The sequence below is a fragment of the Mycobacterium colombiense genome (genome assembly GCF_001672755.1).
GTDB lineage: Bacteria > Actinomycetota > Actinomycetes > Mycobacteriales > Mycobacteriaceae > Mycobacterium > Mycobacterium colombiense_C.
The window spans coordinates 1-19,161 of record NZ_LZKI01000026.1; the positions used below are offsets into that span (position 1 = coordinate 1).

Sequence of the window (19,161 nt, forward strand, 5' to 3'; positions counted from 1 at the left end):
CTGCGGATCAGGCGCTCGTGTTCGTCCACGCCGAGCTGTGCGGCGCCCATCAGGCTGCCGGCGACGACGCGCCGCAGCTTCTCCCGCGTGGTCGGATCGTGCGCCGCGGTCTGCAGGATGGCGTGCAGCGTCGGCCCCACCTCCTCGTCCTCCCAGCTGGCCAGCATCAGCGTCAGCACCGCGGCGCCGAGCTGTTCCACCGGTGTGGCCCAGGCCTTGGCGACGTTGTCCAGCCACTTCTGCGGCGGGTTGGTCGCCGCGTCCAGCAGCTTCTCCTTCGACCCGAAGTAGTGGTACACCAGCGCGGGATCGACGTCGGCGGCCCGGGCGATCGCGCGGATGGTGGTGCCGGCCCAGCCGTGTTCGGCGAACTCGTCGCGGGCGGCGGCCACGATCCGCGCGGCCAGCACCCCGCGTTCATCTCGCGGACCGGGAGTTATCGATCTCTTCGCCATGAGTTTCATCGTAGCGTGAGTTTCCTCTTGCGTTGAGACTAATTTCAACGTAGCGTGAGACTAGTCTCAACGGGCCGTGAAAATAAGGAGCAGGCCATCATGTACACCTACGACATCGACACCGCGGCCATGTTCGAAGACCGCACCGACCAGTTCGCGAAGTTCGGCATCCCACTCGACGACATCGAGCGGGCCCGCTCGGCCGTCGACGACATGTGGACCGACGCGCCAGGCGGCTGGGTCTATGAATGGTCAAGCCTGGCAAGCGAATACGCCACACGCGGCGAACACCGGATGGCCTCCCTCATCTACGGGTGTGCCAAGTTTCCCTGCCTCACCGACCCGGCGCGCACCAAGGCGATGCAGCATCAACTCGAGCAATTTCAGTTGGCCGCCGACGATTTTCCGGTGCACTTCGAGCGGCGCATCATCACCGTCGGATACCGCGGCGCGTCCGTCGAGGTGCCGGTACACCTGTACGCGGCCGACGACGACTACCCGGCCCGGCCGGTGCTGATCGCCAGCGGCGGAGTGGATACCTGGAAGATGGACATCCACCCCTGGTGGGTCGCATTCACCCAGGGCGCGGGCGTGACCACGATGGCCTTCGACCACCCCGGCACCGGTGAGACCGCGGTTCCGCTCGACGAGCACGCCGACGAGGTGATCCGCGGCCTCGCCGACTACGCGCGGACGCTGGGCGACGGCCGGGTGGCTCACTTCGGCGCGTCGTTCGGCGGCAACTTCTCCGCGATGTCCGGGCTGTCCGGAATCGTCGATGCCGCAGTCGATCTCGGTGGCCCGCTTGTCGCCGCGTTCGGTCCGGAGAATCTCGTGCGGCTGCCCTACGGCATGCATGACATCCTGGGCAACGCCATGCACTGGGACCATTCCCCCACCCTCGACGAGCTCAGCGCCGGCATGGGGCGCCTCAACCGTGCGAATCTTCTTGCCCAGCAGCTCAATTCGCCGATGCTGGTGATCAACGGGGCCGACGACTACTTCATCCCGCAGTCCGACACGCTGGACTTCCGGGGCCGCCGCGACACCGAGGTGCACCTGATCGAGGGCACCGGCCACGTCGCCATAAGCAAGGCCCCTGAGGTGGTGCCCAAGATCATCGCCTGGGTGCGCGGGCAAATGGCATCGCCGGCGCGGTGAAGCACCCGGCTTGTTTGCCGAACCCCAGGAAATCGCCTTATGGATAACGGTTTTCTTCGCAGGCTCAGCCCAAGCGAGCCATCGCGAGGCCGTCACCCAACCCGGCGCGGTCCGCCGCCGATGAGTATGTTTTGGCCATGGCTTCCAACGACGCAGAGAACCGCAATTGGTCGGAGGGTGACGTCCCGGATCAGAGCGGCCGCGTCGTCGTCGTCACCGGCGCCAACACCGGCATCGGCTATGAGGCGGCGGCCGTACTGGCCTACCGCGGCGCCCACGTCGTGCTTGCGGTGCGCAACCTGGAGAAGGGCAACGCGGCGCTGTCGCGCATCGTCGCCGCCAGCCCGCGCGCGGATGTCACGCTGCAGCAGCTGGATCTGACCTCGCTGGACGCCATCCGGTCGGCCGCCGAGGCGCTGCGCTCGGCCTACCCGCGCATCGACCTGCTGATCAACAACGCCGGGGTGATGTGGACGCCCAAGCAGGTCACCGCGGACGGCTTCGAATTGCAGTTCGGCACCAATCATCTGGGCCACTTCGCGCTGACCGGGCTGCTGCTAGACAGCCTGCTGGTGGTGCGGGACTCGCGGGTGGTGACGGTCAGCAGCCTCGGCCACCGGCTGCGGGCCGCGATCCACTTCGACGACCTGCACTGGGAACACCGATACGACCGCATCGCCGCGTACGGGCAATCCAAACTGGCCAACCTGCTGTTCACCTACGAACTGCAGCGCCGGCTGGCCGCCAAGGCCGACGCGAAGACCATTGCGGTCGCGGCACACCCGGGCGGCTCCAACACCGAGCTGGCCCGCAACCTGCCCGGCGTCTTCCGGCCGGTGAAGGCCGTGCTGGGGCCGGTGCTGTTCCAGAGCCCGGCCATGGGCGCGCTGCCGACACTGCGGGCGGCCACCGATGCGGCCGTGCAGGGCGGGCAGTACTACGGCCCGTCCGGCTTCCTCGAGCAGCGTGGCCGTCCGAAGCTGGTCGAGTCCAGCGCGCAGTCCCACGACGAGGAGTTGCAACGTCGGCTCTGGGCTGTCTCCGAAGAACTCACCGGCGTCAGCTTCCCCGTCTGACGCGGGAGATAATGGCTCCGATGCGCTCAGTCGCCGAACATCAGCGGGTCGTCACCGAGTTGATTCGCGCGCGGCCGCCGGTCGCGGTGCCGCTGACCGAGGCCCAGGGACTGGTCCTGGCCGAGGACGTGGTGGCGCAGCTGGCTTTGCCGGTCTTCGACAACTCCGCGATGGATGGCTACGCGGTGCGCGCCGAGGACACATCGGACGCCACGCCCGAACGGCCGGTGGTGTTGCCCGTCGCCGAGGACATACCGGCCGGGCGCACCGACGAACTGACGCTGCGGCCCGGGACGGCCCACCGCATCATGACGGGCGCGCCGCTGCCGGCCGGGGCGACGGCCGTGGTTCCGGTGGAGGACACCGACGGCGGCGTGGACGCGGTGGCGATCCGCGCGCCCCGCGACGCCGGCAAGCACATCCGCCGCGCGGGCGAGGACGTCTCCCCCGGCACCACCGTGCTGCGCCGCGGTCAGGTCGTGACGCCGGCCGTGCTCGGCTTGGCGGCCGCGCTGGGCATCGCCGAGTTGCCGGTGATCCCGCGCCAGCGGGTGCTGGTCATCTCGACCGGCTCGGAGCTGGTGACACCGGGCACCGCGCTGCTGCCGGGGCAGATCTACGAGTCCAACTCGATCATGCTGGCCGGGGCCGTCCGGGACGCGGGTGCCGAGCTGGTCGCCGTCGCGACCGCGGAAGACGAAGTGGCCCAATTCAGTTCGATCATCGACCGATATGCGGGCGACGCCGACCTGATCATCACCAGCGGCGGCGTCAGCGCCGGCGCCTACGAGGTGGTCAAGGACGCGTTCGGGCGCGAGGGCGACCAGGGCGTGGAGTTCGTCAAGGTCGCCATGCAGCCGGGCATGCCGCAGGGCGTGGGACGGGTGGCCGGCGCGACGATCGTCACGCTGCCCGGCAACCCGGTTAGCGCGCTGGTGTCCTTCGAGGTGTTCATCCGGCCCGCGCTGCGCAGGGCGATGGGCCTGCCGGACCCGGACCGCCCGCACCGGACCGCGGTGCTCGCCGAGTCGCTGACGTCGCCACGCGGCAAGCGCCAGTTCCGTCGCGCGGTGCTCAACGACGACGCCGGCACGGTCACCAGTTACGGGCCACCGGCGTCACATCACCTGCGGTGGCTGGCGTCGGCGAACGGGCTGCTGGACATCCCCGAGGACGTCGTCGAGGTGCCCGAGGGGAGCCGGCTGCAGGTGTGGGATCTGCGCTAGCCCGCGGGCGTGGCGACGTCCCGGTGGAAGTCGTCGGCGTGGGCGAAGGCCGGGGTGCAGCGGATCGCGATGGCGACGATCGCCATCATCACCGGAATGGTGACCAACGCCGCCGACAGCCCCACCCGGCCGGACAGGTGGCCGATCAGCGGCGGCCCCAACAGGTAGCCCAGCCAACCGACCGCGGCCACGATGGCGATCGCCGATCCGGAGCCGCTCGCGCCGTAGGCCGCGCTGAAGGCGGTGGGCACCAGCAGCGCCACACCGACGCCCAGCGCGGCGAAACCGAGCACGCTGATCCAGGCGCTGGCGGCCACCAGCGTGACACTCATGCCCGCGACGGCCACCAACGCCAGCGCCGGCAGCAGCCGGCGGCTCGACACCCGGGCGTGCAGCAGGGGCGCGCCGAACCGGGTGATCACCATCGCACACGTGTAGGCGGCGTAGCTCAGCGCAGCGACGGTCGGGCCGGCGCCGATCACGTTGCGCAGATAGTTGGCCGACCAGTCGGTGGCGGCGCCCTCGCAGAGAAAAGACGCGAACGCCACGGCCGCCAGGATCGCCACCGCCGGCGTCATCCAGGCCCGCTTGCCCCGGTCCGGGTCCGGCGACGCGGCAACGGAATCCGCCGCGTCGGGCATCAGGTTGCGGGTCAGCGGTTCCACCACGATCAGGACGACCAACCCCAGCACCGTCAGCTGGGCGGTCAGGCCGACACCCGCGCCGACGCACGCCGCACCGATCAGGGCGCCCACCAACGTCCCGACGCTCCACATGCCGTGGAACCGCGCCATGATCGGAGCCCTGGCGAGCCGCTCCACCGTGCCCGCCTGGGTGTTCATCGCGACATCGAGGGCCCCCTGGAACAGCCCCCACAGCGCCAGCGCACCGAACAGCGCGGCCGCGGATCCGGACAGGCCCACCGTCGCTCCGGCCGCGACATAGCCGGCCACCGTGACCGGGATCAGCCGGTGGCTGCCCCAGCGGGGCAGCGCCCAGTGGCTGAGCAGCGTGGCCACCACCGAGCCCAGGGGCGCGCCGAACAGCGCCGTGCCCAGCGCCGCGTCGGAAAGGCCGAGCTCGGCTTTGACGTGGGGAATGTGGGCGGCCCAGGACGAGAACACCAGACCGTGCGCGATGAAGACGGCGGTGACCGTGGCTTTCGCCCGGCGCAACTGCGTTGCCCGCCGATCATTCGATTGCATGTCGAAGCAGAGCGTTCCCTCCGCGGCCGTCTACGAATCAGCCGGGCGCTCCGTAAGATGGCCGCGTGGCACGACGCCCCCGCACTATCGGCCCCTCTGCTCAGGACCCGGGCTTCAGCCCGCAACACGCGCTGGAGTTGGTGCGCTCCGCGGTCCCACCGGTGCATCCGGCCGGGCGGCCGTTCATCGGCGCCGGTCTGGCGCTGGCGCTGGTCGGCCGCAGGCACCGATGGGTGCGACGGGCGGGCCTGCTGGCCGCCGGGGCCTGCGCGGGGTTCTTCCGTCACCCGCCGCGGGTGCCGCCCACCCGGTCCGGCGCGATCGTCGCACCCGCCGACGGCGAGATCTGCGTGATCGACTTCGCCGCCCCGCCCGCCGAACTGAGCATGGGCGCCGCGCCGCTGCCGCGGGTCAGCATCTTCCTGTCGCTGCTGGACGCCCACGTGCAGCGCGCTCCGGTCAGCGGCGAGGTGGTCGCCGTGCAGCACCGGCCGGGCCGATTCGGCTCGGCCGACCTGGCCGCGGCGAGCACCGAGAACGAACGCACCAGCCTGCACCTGCGCACCGCCGGCGGCGCGGACGTCGTCGCGGTGCAGGTCGCCGGGTTGCTGGCCCGGCGCATCATCTGCGACGCGCACGTCGGCGACAAGCTGTCGATCGGTGACACCTACGGCCTGATCCGGTTCGGCTCCAGGTTGGACACCTACCTGCCGCCGGGCTCCGAGCCGCTGGTGAAGGTGGGTCAGCGCGCGATCGCCGGCGAGACCGTTCTCGCCGAGCTGCCATGATCAGCAAGCCGCGCGGACGGCCGGCGGTCAACCTGCAGATCCTGCCCAGCGCGATGACGGTGCTCTCCGTGTGCGCGGGGCTGACCTCGATCCGGTTCGCCCTCGAACACCAGCCCAAGGCCGCGATGGCGCTGATCGCGGCGGCCGCCATCCTGGACGGACTCGACGGGCGGGTGGCCCGGATCCTGGACGCCCAGTCCCGGATGGGCGAGGAGATCGACTCGCTGGCCGACGCGGTGAACTTCGGCGTGACCCCGGCGATCGTGCTCTACGTGACGCTGCTGACCACGTCGCCGGCCGGCTGGGTGGTGATCCTGCTCTACGCGGTCTGCGTGGTGCTGCGGCTGGCGCGATTCAACGCGTTGCAGGACGACGGCAGCCAGCCGTCCTACGCGCACGAGTTCTTCGTCGGCATGCCCGCGCCGGCCGGCGCGATCTCGATGATCGGTCTCATCGGGCTCAAGCTGCAGTTCGGTGACGGTTGGTGGACGTCGCCACTGTTCCTGTGCATCTGGATCAGCGGTACCTCGATCCTGATGGTCAGCAAGATCCCGATGCGCAAGATGCACGCGGTCGCGGTGCCGCCGAGTTGGGCGGCGCCGCTGCTGGCGGTCCTGGCGATCTGCGCGGCGGCCGCGGTGCTGGCGCCCTATGTCTTGATCTGGGTGATCATCGTCGCCTACCTGTGCCACGTGCCGTTCGCCATCCGCAACTCGCGCTGGCTGGCCGCGCACCCCGAGGCGTGGGACGACGCACCCAAGCAGCGCCGCGCCACCAGGCGGGCGATCCGCCGGGCGCAGCCCAACCGCCGGTCGGTGGCGCGGCTGGGCCTGCGCAAGCCGGGTAGGCGCCTGCCGTGAGTCGCTCCGGCGACGATGTACACCGCGCCGGCTCGGCCCGTCAGCTCACGCTGACCGCCCGGCTGAACACCTCCGCCGTCGATTCCCGCCGTGGTGTCGTTCGGCTGCATCCGAATGCCATTGCCGCACTAGGCATTCGGGAATGGGATGCGGTGTCGCTGATCGGGTCGCGCACCACGTCGGCCGTAGCCGGTCTGGCCGGCCCGGACACGCCGGTCGGCACCGTGCTGCTGGACGACGTGACGCTGTCCAACGCGGGACTGCGCGAGGGCACCGCGGTGGTGGTCGCCACGGTCACCGTCTACGGCGCGCGGTCGGTGACCCTGTCCGGCTCGGCGCTGGCCACCCAGTCGGTCACGCCGGTCACGCTGCGACAGGCCTTGCTGGGCAAGGTGATCACCGTCGGTGATGCCGTCTCGCTGCTGCCCCGCGACCTGGGCCCGGGCACCTCGACGTCGGAGGCCACCCGCGCGCTGGCCACCGCGGTCGGCATCAGCTGGACCTCGGAGCTGCTGACGGTCACCGGCGTCGACCCCGAGGGGCCGGTGAGCGTGCAGCCCAACTCGCTGGTCACCTGGGGCACCGGCGTGCCATCCGGCGCCGGGGCCGCGCCGCGGATTTCGGTCGAAGTCGCCAGGCCGGAGATGGTGGTCGAGGAACTGAAAGGCACTCAGCCACAGGCGGCCAAGCTCGTCGAATGGCTCAAGCTCGCGCTCGACGAACCGCATCTGCTCAAGGCATTGGGTGCCGACGCCAACCTCGGCGTGCTGGTGTCGGGCCCGGCCGGGGTGGGCAAGGTGACGCTGGTGCGGGCGGTGTGCGGCGACCGCAGGCTGGTCACCCTGGACGGCCCCGAGGTCGGCGCGCTGGGCGCCGAGGACCGGCTCAAGGCAGTGGCCTCGGCGGTGCAGACCGTCCGCGACGGTGGCGGCGTGCTGCTGATCACCGACGTCGACGCCCTGCTGCCGGCCACCGCCGAGCCGGTGGCCTCGCCGATCCTGGGCGAACTGCGTAACGCGGTCGCCAGCGAGGGCGTCGCGCTGATCGCCACCTCCGCGCGACCCGACCAGCTCGACGCCCGGCTGCGGGCCCCCGACCTGTGCGACCGCGAGCTGGGCCTGCCGCTTCCCGACGCCGGCACCCGCAAAGCCCTGCTGGAGTCGCTGCTGCGCAACGTTCCCACCGGCGAACTCGATCTCGATGAAGTAGCTTCGCGTACACCGGGTTTCGTCGTCGCCGACCTGGCCGCACTGGTACGGGAGGCGGCGTTGCGTGCGGCGTCGCGAGCCAGCGCCGACGGCCGCCCACCTGAACTGAAACAAGAGGACCTGGTCGGTGCGCTCACCGTCATCCGGCCGCTGTCCCGCTCGGCCAGTGAGGAAGTCAGCGTCGGCAACATCACCCTCGATGACGTCGGCGACATGGCCGAGGCCAGGCAGGCGCTGACCGAGGCCGTGTTGTGGCCGTTGCAGCACCCGGACACGTTCGCCCGGCTGGGTGTCGAGCCGCCGCGCGGGGTCCTGCTGTACGGGCCGCCGGGCTGCGGCAAGACCTTCATCGTGCGGGCGCTGGCCAGCACCGGGCAGCTCTCCGTGCACGCCGTCAAAGGCTCCGAACTGATGGACAAATGGGTCGGCAGCTCGGAAAAGGCTGTGCGCGAACTGTTTCGCCGTGCCCGGGATTCAGCGCCGTCGCTGGTCTTCCTCGACGAGGTGGACGCGCTGGCGCCGCGGCGCGGGCAGAGCTTCGATTCGGGCGTGACCGATCGAGTGGTGGCCGCGCTGCTGACCGAGCTGGACGGTGTCGACCCGCTGCGCGACGTGGTCGTGCTGGGCGCCACCAACCGCCCGGATCTCATCGACCCCGCACTGCTGCGCCCGGGCCGGCTGGAGCGGCTGGTCTTCGTCGAGCCACCGGACGCCGCGGCCCGCGGCGAAATCCTGCGCACGGCAGGCAAATCCATTCCGCTGAGCGCCGACGTCGATCTGGACGAGGTGGCGGCCGGACTTGACGGCTACAGCGCCGCCGACTGCGTGGCATTGCTGCGGGAGGCCGCGCTCACCGCGATGCGCCGCTCCATCGACGCCACCGACGTGACGGCCGCCGACCTCGCGGCGGCGCACGAAAACGTCCGCCCCTCTTTGGATCCCACGCAGGTCGAAGCGCTACGGGCGTTCGCCAAAGCTTTGTAGCACGGCCAGCGCCGACGCCGCCACGTCCTTTTCCAGCCAGCCCGGCATCGGGTCGTCGTGCGCGTGGCGCCGCACCACGGCGTAGGGCAGGTCGGCCACCGCCCGCGCGACGGCGTCGACGGATCGCGGCTTGGCATTGCCATAGAGTTGACGGGCCAATGCCGCGACGCGCTGGTTCAGTGGGGCGTTCATACCGGCGAGCGTCCGCTGGAATGCCTCGTCGGGCTCCTCGTCGAGCAGGTCGCCGGGCCGGATCGTCAACAACAGCCGCGCATCGTCGGGCAGAGCGCGCGCGAAGCCGACGGCGGCCACGGCCATCGCCACGGCGGTGGCCGTCGCGGTATCGCCCTCGGCCGCCAGCGCCCGCGCTTGGAAGCGTTCGAGGGCCCGCAGCCACGCCGCGGTCAGGATGCCGTCGCGGTTGCCGAACCGGTGATACAACGTGCCCGCCGGCGCGCCACTGGCTTTCGCGATGGCGGCCACGCCGGCCGCGCGCGGGCCGCCGTCGAGCACCAGCGCCCGGGCGGCGTCGAGAATCACATCGGTTTCATGCTTCCGCGGAGGTGCCATGATCTAGTACATTCCTTCTATATGGAACGATTACCCTATATCGATGAGCATGCCATAACCATCGACGCCAACCGCGAAGACACGTGGTCGGCGCTGCTGCGGGTGCTGTGCCGCGACCCGCGCGACCCGTCGACCGTGCCCTTCGGCTTCGTCCTGGACGAGGCCCGACCACCGTCGCGATTTGCGCTCAAGGGACGCCACTGGTTCGCCGGCTACCGATGGGTCTTCGAGCTGGACGCGCTCGACGGCTCCCCCCACACCCGGCTGCGGGCGGCCACCTGGGCGGACTTCCCCGGCATCCGCGGCAAGGCCTACCGTGCGCTGGTGATCGGCACCGGCGCGCACCGCATCGTCGTGCGGCAAACCCTGAAACGTGTTGCGGCAGCGGTGCTTGACGCGCGCGCCCAGACCGGCGAAACCGCGGCCGATTACGTGGACGTCTTCGAAGTGCCGATCCCCGCCGGCGACGCGCGCACGGCCGAACAATCTTTTCGCGACGGCCTCGGCGACAGGGCGGGCGCGGGCGGAAGGCTCGTGTTGTGGGTCCACCGCAACGTGCTGCGGTTGCGCCTGGGCCCGGCCCGCTCCGCCGGTCACCTGATCGGTTGGTCGATCGTCCGGTCGGATCCCGACGAACTGGTGTTGGCGACGCGCGGGCCGCTGATGCGCGGGGAGCTGACGCTGCGCCGCCAGGACGGCAGGCGGGCGGTGCTCACCACCCGCCTGCACTATCGCCGCCGCATCGCCGCAACGGCGGTCTGGGCGCTGATCGGTCCGTTGCATCGGGTCGTGGCGCCACGGCTGATGCGGCGCAGCGCCCGCCGGGGTCGCACCGCGGCGGCGCGAGCCTGATTTGCAGTTAACTGCAATCTTGCCTACAACTGCATATAGTGGCTATGGTGGCCATTCAGGGGCGGCAACGAATCGAGGGATCCCTGATGACGGCCACGGAAAAGACGGCACTTGCCGTGCACGAGTTCATGAACGATCCGATCGGCTTCTTCGGCCAGTCCTACACGCAGATGCACAGCATCGGCCGCCCCGAGCTGGAAGAGCTGCAGCGCCAGGCCATGCGCATCCGCTTCGCCGAGCACTATCAAAGCATCGAGATCCTGCGCAAGCTCGCCGACCGACTGGGCATCAGCGCGCTCGATCAATTCAATGACGTCGTGCCGCTGCTGTTCTCGCATACCGCCTTCAAGTCCTACCCGGCGGCGCTGATCGACAAGAAGCGCTTCGACCTGATGACCAAGTGGCTGGACAAGCTCACCAGCTACGACCTGGCCGGCGTGGACACCACCGGCTGCACCGGGATCGACGACTGGATAGATCGTCTCGACGCACAGAGCCCGCTGGAGGTCATCACCTCCAGCGGGACCACCGGCACCATCTCGATCCTGCCCAAGGACAAGCGCGGCGCCGAAGAAGGCATGACGCTGTGGAAGATCTGCCTATTTCAGGCTTTTGGTCGCGAACCGACCGAGGCGGAGCTTAACCCGTCGGTCGACGTGGTGTGGCCCAACTTCGCCAGCGGCAAGCTCGGCCATCTGCGCATCGCCGACATGATCAAGCGGGGTTTCACCGGCGGCGACGAGACCAGATTTCACGCGCTGTATCCCTTTGCGGTGGACACGGATCTGATGTTCCTGGCCTCCAAGATGCGTGCGGCGGCGTCGCGTGGCGAACTCGATCGGCTCGAGATCGATCCGACGCTCGCCGACCGCAAGGACGAGTTCATCGCGATGCAGGCGCGCCAGGCCGAGGACATGGATGCGTTCTTCACCCGGATCACCGACCAGCTGCGCGGCAAGCGGGTGTTCATGCTGGGCACCTACCACCTGATGTACGACATCGCCAAGGCCGGACTGGACCGCGGCGTGCGCAACGTCTTCTCTCCCGACTCGGCGATTCTCACCGGCGGCGGCATGAAAGGCGTTGCGCTGCCGGATGATTTCATGGAGGTCATCAAAGATTTCCTTGGGGTCGACCGCATTCAGGTCGGCTACGGCTTCTCCGAATCGAGCACCTTTCACTGGGGATGCAGCCAGGGCCGCTATCACGTGGCGCCGTGGGTCATCCCATTCGTGCTGGATCCCGACACCAGCGAGCCGCTGCCCAGGACCGGGGTTCAGACCGGCCGCGCCGCCGTGTACGACATCCTGCTGCGCGCCCACTGGGGTGGCGTCATCTCCGGCGACGAGGTCACGATCGACTGGGATCTGCACTGTCCGTGCGGGCAGGCCAGCGTCGCGTTCGAGAACGACATCATCCGCTACAGCGAGAAGCAGGGCGTTGAGGACGACCGGATCACCTGCGCCGCAACGCAAGAGGTGCACGACGAGGCGGTCAACTTCATGAAGGGCGTGGAGCTGTGATCGCCTATACCGTCCCGCTGTTCTTGCGCGGCCGGGTCATCACCGACGATCTGGTGCCATTCGAGACCCGCATCGGCGCCTCGCAATTCCAGGCGCCGGACATGAGCAAGCACGTCGAGCGCCTGCCGCTGAAGAGCCCCGGCCAGATGAGCGACCTCTACGAGCTGAGCTTCGACGAGATCCTCGACGTCCTCGCCGCCCTCGGCGACGCGCTGAACTTCGAAACGAACACCCACCTGCAGGAGGCCTATGAGGCCTCGCTGGTTGCCAACGTGTTGCCGGCGGAGATGCTCAAGAACAGCTATCGCGTTCTGCCGCCGCTGTTTTCCCGCGCCAATGTCACCGAGATCGCCGACACCCAGGTCGGGCTCGATTACCTGAACGGTTGGGTGCCGCACACGCTGAGCGACGGCCGCGAATTGCGAGTGCGTGCGTTCGGGTCGCGCGTGCTGCACATCCCGGCGGGCAACGGCGGACTGGTCTCGGCGGTGACCATCCTGCGTTCGGTGATTACCCGCTCCGACGTCATCATCAAGGCGCCGTCCAACGATCCCCTGACCGCGATCGCCATCGCCCGCACCCTGGCCGACGTCGCACCGGACCACCCGATCACCAGGCATCTGGCCGTCGGCTACTGGAAGGGCGGCGATCTGGCCGTCGAGGAAACGCTTTACCAGCCCCACCACATCGAAAAGATCGTGGCCTGGGGCGGATTGGCGTCGGTCAGGCACGTGACCCGCTACATTCAGCCCGGCCTGGAGCTGATCGCACTGGACCCCAAACGCAGCTCGACCATCATCGGTGCCGAGGCATTCACCGACGACGAGACCCTGCGCGAGGTCGCCCGCCGCGCGGCGATCGACATCGGCGTGGCCAACCAGGAAGGCTGTGCCAACGCCCGGGTCATTTACGTGCTCACCGGAACCGACGGCGCGGGCCTGGCCAACGCCAACCGGCTCGGCGAACTGATCTACCGCGAACTTGTCCGCCTGCCCGCGGTCGTCAGCACCGCGCCGCGCTACCCCGACCGTGAACTGCTCGACCATGTCGAGGCCTCGCGAATGGCTGAGGATTTCTATCGCGTGGTCGGCGGCGAGCAACGCGAGGGTGCCATCGTCGTCTCTCAAATCGACGAACCGGTCGATTATTCGCCGATGTTGTCGGGGCGTGTCGCCAACATCGTCCCGGTGGATAGCATCGACAAAGTGACCGCCGCCGTGACTGCCTACACGCAGACCATCGGCATCTATCCCGAATCGCTCAAGCGCCGGCTGCGCGACACCCTGCCGTTGTTCGGCGCGCAGCGACTGACCAGCCTGGGATATGCCTGCAGCGTGGCACTCGCGATGCCGCAGGACGCCATCGAGCCGATCCGGCGGATGTGCAAATGGATCGTCGACGAGGAATGCGATCCTAGCGTCGTCGTCCCGCTGTGGCAGGCCGCACCGGCATGACCGACCGCCCCACCGCACTTCGGGTCATCGACGGAATCGACATGTCCGGCAAGACATGTGTCGTCACCGGCGCGTCGTCGGGGTTGGGCCGCGAGTCGGCCCGGGCGCTCGCCGCCGCGGGGGCGCACGTCATCCTGGCCGCCCGCAATCGCGACGCGCTCGCGGAGACGGCCCAGTGGATCGCGGCCGAGATACCCGGCGCCCACACCTCGACGGTGCAGCTCGACCTCACCGCGCTGTCCAGCGTTCGCGCGGCGGCGAGCGCGATCGCTGACATCACGCCGGTGGTGCACGTGTTGATGAACAACGCAGGCGTCATGTTCACCCCGTTCGGCCGCACCCGGGACGGCTTCGAACTGCAAATAGGGACAAACCATTTCGGGCACTTCGAACTCACCCGGTTGCTCGTCCCCCACCTCGCCGCCGCCGGCGGAGCGCGGGTGGTGATCCTGTCCTCGGGCGGCCATGTGATGGGTGACGTCGACTTCGACGATCCCAACTGGGAGCGCCGCGACTACGACAAGTTCGTCGCCTACGGCGCCGCCAAGACCGCCAACGTCCTGCACGCGGTGGAGGCCGACCGGCGCCTGGGTGAATTCGGGATCCGCTGCTACGCGGTGCATCCCGGCACGGTGGCCACCTCGCTCGCGCGCTACATGTCCCGCGAGGACTTCTCCCAGCTGCGTAAGTTCGCCGTCGAAAACAGCCCCGAGCCCTCCGACGGCTTGCTCGACTTCGTCATGCCCGAACAGGGCGCGGCCACCCAGGTGTGGGCCGCCGTCAGCCCCGACCTGTCCGGCCGCGGCGGCCTCTACCTGGAAGACTGCGCGGTCAGCGCGGCGGCACCGCACGCCCGCGACGAGCGGCGCGCCGGCGAATTGTGGGACCTCTCCGAGAAGCTCTGTGGCACACCATGAGTAGGATAGAGCGGCGCAAACGCGAGGTGCGCGAGCGGATCCTCACGGCCGCCTTCGACCTGTTCTTGGATCACGGCGTCGGGACCACCACCATCGAGGAGATCTGCGAACGCGCCGACGTGGCGAACCGAACGTTCTTCAATCATTTCGCCACCCGGCAGGACATGATCCGCGCCCTGGCCGAGCAGCGGCTGGTCAACCTGCACGACGTGGTGTTCGATCGTGCCGACGAGGCGATCCCGGCGCGGCTTGTCGGCGTGTTCGACGACATCGCCGCGACGCTGGCCGGATCGGGCGACACCTACCGCGAGATGATCGGGGAGATGCTGGCCACCAGCGGCTACGGCATCCAGCGCGGATCCAATCTGCACAACACGTTTGTCGAGCTGGTCAAGGAGGGGGTGGCGCGCGGCGAGGTGAGTGCGCGCCACGACGCACAAACCTTGGCGGACATCATGGTTGGCGCCCTGTCCGGGGGCATCCTCAACTGGACTCTGGACCGGACCTATTCGCTGGACAGCAACCTGCACAACCTCGGTGCCGCATTGGCCGAGTTACTGACAGCGGACGCCGGTTCATAGCTCGGGAAGCGGCGTCCAGTCGCGGGACAGCTGTGCGGTGAAGCGCGGCGCACGACGATCGAGGAAGGCGGCGACGCCCTCGGCGGCGTCGGTGCCGCCCATCACCCGTTCGTGCAGCAGGGTTTCCAGCGCCGCGACCTGTCGCGGCGTGTAGCGATTGATCGCGCTGTCCCACAGCAGGCGCTTGCACAGCGCCGCCGACATCGGCGCCACGTTGACGGCGATGTCGCGGGCGATGGTCAGCGCATGGTCGAGCACCCGCTCGGCGGGCAACGCGCGGCTGGCGACACCGAGCGCGGCCGCCTCGACACCGTCGAACGTGCGCCCGGTGAGCAGGATGTCGGCGGCGACCCCCAGGGTGGTCAACTGGGTCAGCGTCCAGTGCGCCATGCAGTCGGGCAGCACACCCCGGCGCACCTGCACCACACCGTATTTCGCGTCCTCAGCGACGATGCGGATGTCGGCCTGCAGCGCGATGGTCAGCCCGATGCCGACGGCGTGGCCGTTGACCGCGGCGATCACCGGTTTGCGCAACTCGAACGCCGCCGGGGTGATCGGCGAGGCCGAGAACGTGCCTTTGGGGCCGGGGTCCGCGGGCGCGTCGAACGGGCTTGCGTCGGCGGAGAAATCGGCCCCGGCACAAAAGGCGCGCCCGGCGCCGGTCAGCACGATGGCCCGGACGTCGTCGTTGTCGTCGCACTCCCGGTACGCGCGGCCCAGCAGCCCGCCCATCTCGGCGGTGTAGGCGTTGAGCCGTTCGGGCCGATTGAGCGTCAGTACCGCCACGCCCGAATCGATTTCGACGGTCAGGTCGGTGCTCATGGCAGGGCGGGCACCCGGTGCAGGGCGCCGATCATGTCGGCGACGTCCGCGGGGCGCGGGGTGTAGCCCGGGAAGTAACAGCACACCTCGTCGGCGTGCTCGCCGAACCGGGCGGCGATCTGCTCAGCACACTGCTCTGGCATTCCCACGATCCCGATCCGGGCCACCATCTCGTCGGTGATCAGCCCACGCATCTCGGCGAAGCGGCCCTGCTTGGACAGCGCGTTGAGTTCGGGCTGGACGCCGTCCCAACCCTCGACCTGCAGCACGGGCAGGTACGCAGGCGTGGAGCCGTAAAACGCGATGAGGGAGGCCACCCCGTCCATCGCGGTCGCCAGGTCGGCCTCGTCGCGGCCGACGGCCACCATGGCCTGGGCGATGATCTGAAACCCATTCAACGTACGCCCCGAGCGGCGCAGCCCCTCGTCGATGGCGGGCACCGTGCGTTCGGCGAAGTGACGGGCGCTGTTGAACGGCATCACCAACAGGCCGTCGGCAACCTCGGCGGCGGTGCGCGTCATCACCGGCCCCAGCGCACCCAGCAGCACCGGCGGTGGTCCGAACGGGTTGGGGCCGGGATTGAAGTTGGGCGCCATGATGGTGTGCGTATAGAACTCGCCGCGGAAGTCCAAGCGGGCCTTGCCTTCCCACGCGGCGAAGATCGCCTTGATCGCGCCGATGGCTTCGGCCATCCGCGGCGCGGGCCTGTCCCAGCTGCTGCCATAGCGCTTCTCGATGTGCGCCTTGATCTGCGAGCCCAGGCCGAGCCGGAACCGGCCGCCGCTTTGGAGCTGCAGATCGTAGGCGGAGTGCGCCATGTGTAACGGGCTGCGCGGCGGCGCGATCGCCACGTTGGTCATCAGGTCCAGGCCCGTCGTTCCGGCGGCGATCAGCAGCGGGAAGAAGACGTCGTGCTGGCCCTCGAAGGTGAACAACCCGTCCGCGCCCGTCGCGGCGATCTCGGCGGCACTCGCCGCCGCCTGCACCGGTGAACCGCTGACCTGAAGCTGTACCTTCATACACCCGTCCTATTTGCCAACCACGCCGGTCATTCGGAAAGCTGAAACTCCACCACTTCGGCGACCGCGTCCACGGCCTCGCGCAGCGCGATCAGTCGGTCGGCGGCCGTCGGCGCCGACAGCACCGAATAGCGATCGGCGGTGCCGATCGGGATCCGAGATGCCAACGCGAACAAGCGCTTTCCCGCCGGACCGCCCCGGTCGTCGCCCAGGATCACCTCGCGGCCGGGGAGCTTGATGTCGCGCGCCTGCGCGATCCGCTCGAACAGTGCCATGGCCCGGTCTTCGACGTCGAGCAGCTGATCGTCCGTCACCGCAGCGCCGGGCTCGTCGGGCCACGGCGTGACCCTCGCCCGGGGATACGGGTCGTCGGGTAACCACTCCGACACCCGAATACGATCCCCGGTACGGCAATTCAGCACGTATCGGCCGGCGCCTTGGTCGACGCACTCGGTGATTCGGGACAGGACCCCGACGTCGCAACGCGCATCGCCGCCACCGACCTCACGCCCGCGCGAGATCAGCACCACCCCGAACGGGTCGCCGGTGTCCATGCAGTGCCGCACCAGCGCGCCATAGCGTGGCTCGAAGATCCGCAACGGCAGGTCGTGGTCGGGCAGCAGCGCCGACTCCAGCGGAAACATCGCCAGTTCAAGGGGTTCCGTCATCAGATTTCCAGTTCGGCCACCAGCGCATCGACGACCGCACGCAGGTCGCCGTCGTGTTCCTCGGCCACCCGGCGCTGCCGCTGGTAGGAGGCACCCTGCCGGGGGATGTCGGCCACCGCGGCCAGCTCGTCGACGCAGTTCAACTTCCTGGCCACCGGCTCCAGCCGGTTCAGCACGTCGTCGAGATCATCGGTGACCAAGCGCTCGTTGCTGTCGGCGTCCAGGATGATCACCGCGTCCAGGCCGTAGCGGGCGGCGCGCCACTTGTTCTCCTGGTTGTGCCAGGGCGGCATGCTCGGCAGCGACTCGTCGGCTTCCAGCCGGCGATCCAGATCGACCACCAGGCAGTGCGTCAGCGCGACCAGCGCACCCAGCTCGCGCAGGTTGGACACGCCGTCGCAGATCCGCATTTCGATCGTACCCAGGTGCGGGGAAGGCCTGATGTCCCAACGGACTTCGTCGACGTGGTCGATGATGCCGGTCTTCTTCTGGTCGTAGACGAAGCGTTCGAATTCCGCCCACGTCTGAAATTGAAACGGCAGGCCCGCGGTGGGCAGCTGCTGAAACATCATCGCCCGGTTGCTGGCGTACCCGGTGTCCACGCCCGTCCACCACGGCGACGACGCCGACAGCGCCAGCAGGTGCGGGTAGTAGTTCAGCAGCGACGTCATGATCGGCATCACCTTGTTCGGCGACGAGATACCGACGTGCACGTGCACACCCCAGATCAGCATCTGCCGCCCCCACCATTGGGTGCGTTTGATCAGTTCGGCATAGCGCGGGGCGTCGGTCAGCTTCTGAGAAGTCCACTGCGCGAACGGGTGTGCGCCGGCGCAGAACAACTCCATGCCCCGCTCCCGCACGACGCGGCGCGCCGGCCCCAGGGTCTGCCGCAGATCCTCCATGGCCTCGCCCGCGGACTGGCAGATGCCGGTGACCACCTCGACGGTGTTGCGCAGCAATTCCTTGTGGACGCGCGGGTTTTCGCCGATCTCGGCGATCACCGCGGTGGCCTCGTTGCTCAGGTCGCGGGTGTGCGCGTCGACGAGGGCGAACTCCCATTCGACCCCGAGGGTCGGCCGTGCCGAACGGGCGAAGTCGATGTGGGTGTTCGCCCTATTAGCCGGCGCCGATGACACCGCACGCCACCCGCTTGCCGGGGTCACCGGTACTCATCGTCATGTCGTTGGGGCCCGGATTGGTCTGGTTGTTGCTTCCGGCGTTGGCGGAGTTGGCCGCACCGGCGTGGATGATGATTGCGGTCTTCTGCCCGGTGAGCAGATCCTCCATGCCGAACGCGTCCGTGGTGGTCATCAACGTGCCGGAGCCGTCCTGGCGCACCAGCAAGGAGGGCAGGGCTCCACTGGCGGGCTCGGCGGTGTGCCCGGGCGCCTGGAAGTGGTCGCCGGCGGACAGGAAGTCGCCGGGCGCGCCGCCGGTCGGGGCGACCGAGTTGGGCTCGCACTTGCCGACCTTGTGGATGTGCACATCGTGAAAGCCCGGTGTGAGCACGCCGTTGGCGGTCGTCTCGATGGTGACGGTGGCGTAGCCGTTGTTGAATTCGAACATCGCGGTGGCGACCTGGGTGCCGTCCGGCGCCTTCAGGTGCGTGGTGATGCTCGGCGCGGTCGCGGGCCCGGGCTCCGCAGCTTTGGCGGCCGAGGGCGACGGTGATCCGGTCCAGATCGCGGGAGTGGTGCCCGGAACCGATGACACGTGCTCGGGTGACGAGCAGGCACCCAACAGCACGACGCCACCGGCCAGAACCAGAGGCAGCTTACGCATAGCCAGC

19 protein-coding genes are annotated in these 19,161 nt (G+C 69.1%); 11 read left to right on the plus strand and 8 right to left on the minus strand.

Features of this window, described 5'->3' with window-relative positions:
- On the minus strand, positions 1-455 hold a 455-nt coding region (locus A5708_RS02590; RefSeq protein WP_065027172.1), incomplete at its 3' end, for a TetR/AcrR family transcriptional regulator.
- Between the two features lie 99 nt (positions 456-554).
- Here A5708_RS02590 and A5708_RS02595 point away from each other — a divergent pair.
- From A5708_RS02595 to glp, 3 genes are all read left to right on the plus strand, one after another.
- Positions 555-1,616, plus strand: coding sequence for an alpha/beta hydrolase family protein (locus A5708_RS02595; protein ID WP_065027126.1), 1,062 nt, complete (start codon positions 555-557; stop codon positions 1,614-1,616).
- A 137-nt stretch (positions 1,617-1,753) separates the two neighbouring features.
- On the plus strand, positions 1,754-2,692 hold the full coding sequence (locus tag A5708_RS02600) for an SDR family NAD(P)-dependent oxidoreductase (RefSeq protein ID WP_065027127.1): 939 nt from the start codon (positions 1,754-1,756) through the stop codon (positions 2,690-2,692).
- Positions 2,693-2,712: 20 nt separating this feature from the next.
- Positions 2,713-3,918 (plus strand): gephyrin-like molybdotransferase Glp, encoded by a 1,206-nt coding sequence (glp, locus tag A5708_RS02605; protein WP_065027128.1) that lies wholly within the window; start codon positions 2,713-2,715, stop codon positions 3,916-3,918.
- Here glp and A5708_RS02610 read toward each other — a convergent pair.
- Positions 3,915-5,123: an MFS transporter gene (locus A5708_RS02610; protein ID WP_065027129.1), complete on the minus strand. Its 1,209-nt coding sequence runs from the start codon at positions 5,121-5,123 to the stop codon at positions 3,915-3,917. The genes glp and A5708_RS02610 overlap by 4 nt on opposite strands.
- Positions 5,124-5,188: 65 nt before the next feature.
- Between A5708_RS02610 and A5708_RS02615 the strand changes: the two genes are divergently transcribed.
- The 3 genes from A5708_RS02615 to A5708_RS02625 are packed head-to-tail and all read left to right on the plus strand — an operon-like array spanning position 5,189 to position 8,963.
- The gene (locus A5708_RS02615; RefSeq protein WP_196772513.1) at positions 5,189-5,911 is read left to right on the plus strand and encodes a phosphatidylserine decarboxylase; all 723 of its coding nucleotides are present in this window, start codon (positions 5,189-5,191) and stop codon (positions 5,909-5,911) included.
- Positions 5,908-6,771 carry a CDP-diacylglycerol--serine O-phosphatidyltransferase gene (pssA, locus tag A5708_RS02620; protein WP_065027130.1) on the plus strand — a complete coding sequence of 288 codons (864 nt, stop codon included), beginning with the start codon at positions 5,908-5,910 and terminating at the stop codon, positions 6,769-6,771. Before A5708_RS02615 ends, pssA begins: the two co-directional genes overlap by 4 nt.
- Entirely contained in the window at positions 6,768-8,963 is a 2,196-nt protein-coding gene (locus A5708_RS02625; protein ID WP_065027131.1) for an AAA family ATPase, read from the plus strand. The genes pssA and A5708_RS02625 overlap by 4 nt, the downstream gene beginning before the upstream one ends.
- On the opposite strand, the gene A5708_RS02630 is transcribed toward A5708_RS02625, so the two are convergent.
- Positions 8,937-9,533: a TetR/AcrR family transcriptional regulator gene (locus tag A5708_RS02630; RefSeq protein WP_065027132.1), complete on the minus strand. Its 597-nt coding sequence runs from the start codon at positions 9,531-9,533 to the stop codon at positions 8,937-8,939. The genes A5708_RS02625 and A5708_RS02630 overlap by 27 nt on opposite strands.
- Positions 9,534-9,554: 21 nt before the next feature.
- Here A5708_RS02630 and A5708_RS02635 point away from each other — a divergent pair, with 21 nt between their 5' ends.
- The 5 genes from A5708_RS02635 to A5708_RS02655 all read left to right on the plus strand — a co-directional run bounded on the left by A5708_RS02635 (position 9,555) and on the right by A5708_RS02655 (position 14,860).
- Positions 9,555-10,385 carry a DUF2867 domain-containing protein gene (locus A5708_RS02635; RefSeq protein WP_065027133.1) on the plus strand — a complete coding sequence of 277 codons (831 nt, stop codon included), beginning with the start codon at positions 9,555-9,557 and terminating at the stop codon, positions 10,383-10,385.
- Positions 10,386-10,471: 86 nt separating this feature from the next.
- Positions 10,472-11,908 (plus strand): hypothetical protein, encoded by a 1,437-nt coding sequence (locus A5708_RS02640; protein WP_065027176.1) that lies wholly within the window; start codon positions 10,472-10,474, stop codon positions 11,906-11,908.
- Positions 11,905-13,362: an acyl-CoA reductase gene (locus A5708_RS02645; protein WP_081292791.1), complete on the plus strand. Its 1,458-nt coding sequence runs from the start codon at positions 11,905-11,907 to the stop codon at positions 13,360-13,362. The genes A5708_RS02640 and A5708_RS02645 overlap by 4 nt, the downstream gene beginning before the upstream one ends.
- Positions 13,359-14,279, plus strand: a complete 921-nt coding sequence (locus A5708_RS02650) for an SDR family NAD(P)-dependent oxidoreductase (protein WP_065027174.1) — start codon at positions 13,359-13,361, stop codon at positions 14,277-14,279. Before A5708_RS02645 ends, A5708_RS02650 begins: the two co-directional genes overlap by 4 nt.
- A complete protein-coding gene (locus tag A5708_RS02655; protein ID WP_065027134.1) occupies positions 14,276-14,860 on the plus strand; it encodes a TetR/AcrR family transcriptional regulator in 585 nt (194 codons plus the stop codon). The genes A5708_RS02650 and A5708_RS02655 overlap by 4 nt, the downstream gene beginning before the upstream one ends.
- Here A5708_RS02655 and A5708_RS02660 read toward each other — a convergent pair.
- From A5708_RS02660 to sodC, 5 genes are read right to left on the minus strand one after another with little or no spacing between them, the layout of a single operon-like run.
- Entirely contained in the window at positions 14,855-15,682 is an 828-nt protein-coding gene (locus A5708_RS02660) for an enoyl-CoA hydratase-related protein (RefSeq protein ID WP_065027135.1), read from the minus strand. The genes A5708_RS02655 and A5708_RS02660 overlap by 6 nt on opposite strands.
- The gene (locus A5708_RS02665) at positions 15,679-16,701 is read right to left on the minus strand and encodes a TIGR03617 family F420-dependent LLM class oxidoreductase (protein WP_065027136.1); all 1,023 of its coding nucleotides are present in this window, start codon (positions 16,699-16,701) and stop codon (positions 15,679-15,681) included. Before A5708_RS02665 ends, A5708_RS02660 begins: the two co-directional genes overlap by 4 nt.
- Before the next feature lie 29 nt (positions 16,702-16,730).
- Positions 16,731-17,369 carry an LON peptidase substrate-binding domain-containing protein gene (locus A5708_RS02670; RefSeq protein ID WP_065027137.1) on the minus strand — a complete coding sequence of 213 codons (639 nt, stop codon included), beginning with the start codon at positions 17,367-17,369 and terminating at the stop codon, positions 16,731-16,733.
- Complete coding sequence (locus A5708_RS02675; RefSeq protein WP_065027138.1) at positions 17,369-18,508, minus strand: glutamate--cysteine ligase; 1,140 nt, start codon at positions 18,506-18,508, stop codon at positions 17,369-17,371. The genes A5708_RS02670 and A5708_RS02675 overlap by 1 nt, the downstream gene beginning before the upstream one ends.
- Entirely contained in the window at positions 18,489-19,154 is a 666-nt protein-coding gene (gene sodC / locus A5708_RS02680; protein WP_065027139.1) for a superoxide dismutase[Cu-Zn], read from the minus strand. Before sodC ends, A5708_RS02675 begins: the two co-directional genes overlap by 20 nt.
- Positions 19,155-19,161 lie beyond the last annotated feature (7 nt).

What these genes read in the sequence shown, in the direction of transcription:
- A5708_RS02595 (WP_065027126.1), top strand. Translation starts at nt 555, where the DNA reads ATGTACACCTACGACATCGACACCGCGGCCATGTTCGAAGACCGCACC.
- A5708_RS02600 (WP_065027127.1), top strand. Translation starts at nt 1,754, where the DNA reads ATGGCTTCCAACGACGCAGAGAACCGCAATTGGTCGGAGGGTGACGTC.
- glp (WP_065027128.1), top strand. Translation starts at nt 2,713, where the DNA reads ATGCGCTCAGTCGCCGAACATCAGCGGGTCGTCACCGAGTTGATTCGC.
- A5708_RS02610 (WP_065027129.1), bottom strand. Translation starts at nt 5,123, where the DNA reads ATGCAATCGAATGATCGGCGGGCAACGCAGTTGCGCCGGGCGAAAGCC.
- pssA (WP_065027130.1), top strand. Translation starts at nt 5,908, where the DNA reads ATGATCAGCAAGCCGCGCGGACGGCCGGCGGTCAACCTGCAGATCCTG.
- A5708_RS02630 (WP_065027132.1), bottom strand. Translation starts at nt 9,533, where the DNA reads ATGGCACCTCCGCGGAAGCATGAAACCGATGTGATTCTCGACGCCGCC.
- A5708_RS02635 (WP_065027133.1), top strand. Translation starts at nt 9,555, where the DNA reads ATGGAACGATTACCCTATATCGATGAGCATGCCATAACCATCGACGCC.
- A5708_RS02640 (WP_065027176.1), top strand. Translation starts at nt 10,472, where the DNA reads ATGACGGCCACGGAAAAGACGGCACTTGCCGTGCACGAGTTCATGAAC.
- A5708_RS02650 (WP_065027174.1), top strand. Translation starts at nt 13,359, where the DNA reads ATGACCGACCGCCCCACCGCACTTCGGGTCATCGACGGAATCGACATG.
- A5708_RS02655 (WP_065027134.1), top strand. Translation starts at nt 14,276, where the DNA reads ATGAGTAGGATAGAGCGGCGCAAACGCGAGGTGCGCGAGCGGATCCTC.
- A5708_RS02660 (WP_065027135.1), bottom strand. Translation starts at nt 15,682, where the DNA reads ATGAGCACCGACCTGACCGTCGAAATCGATTCGGGCGTGGCGGTACTG.
- A5708_RS02665 (WP_065027136.1), bottom strand. Translation starts at nt 16,701, where the DNA reads ATGAAGGTACAGCTTCAGGTCAGCGGTTCACCGGTGCAGGCGGCGGCG.
- A5708_RS02670 (WP_065027137.1), bottom strand. Translation starts at nt 17,369, where the DNA reads ATGACGGAACCCCTTGAACTGGCGATGTTTCCGCTGGAGTCGGCGCTG.
- sodC (WP_065027139.1), bottom strand. Translation starts at nt 19,154, where the DNA reads ATGCGTAAGCTGCCTCTGGTTCTGGCCGGTGGCGTCGTGCTGTTGGGT.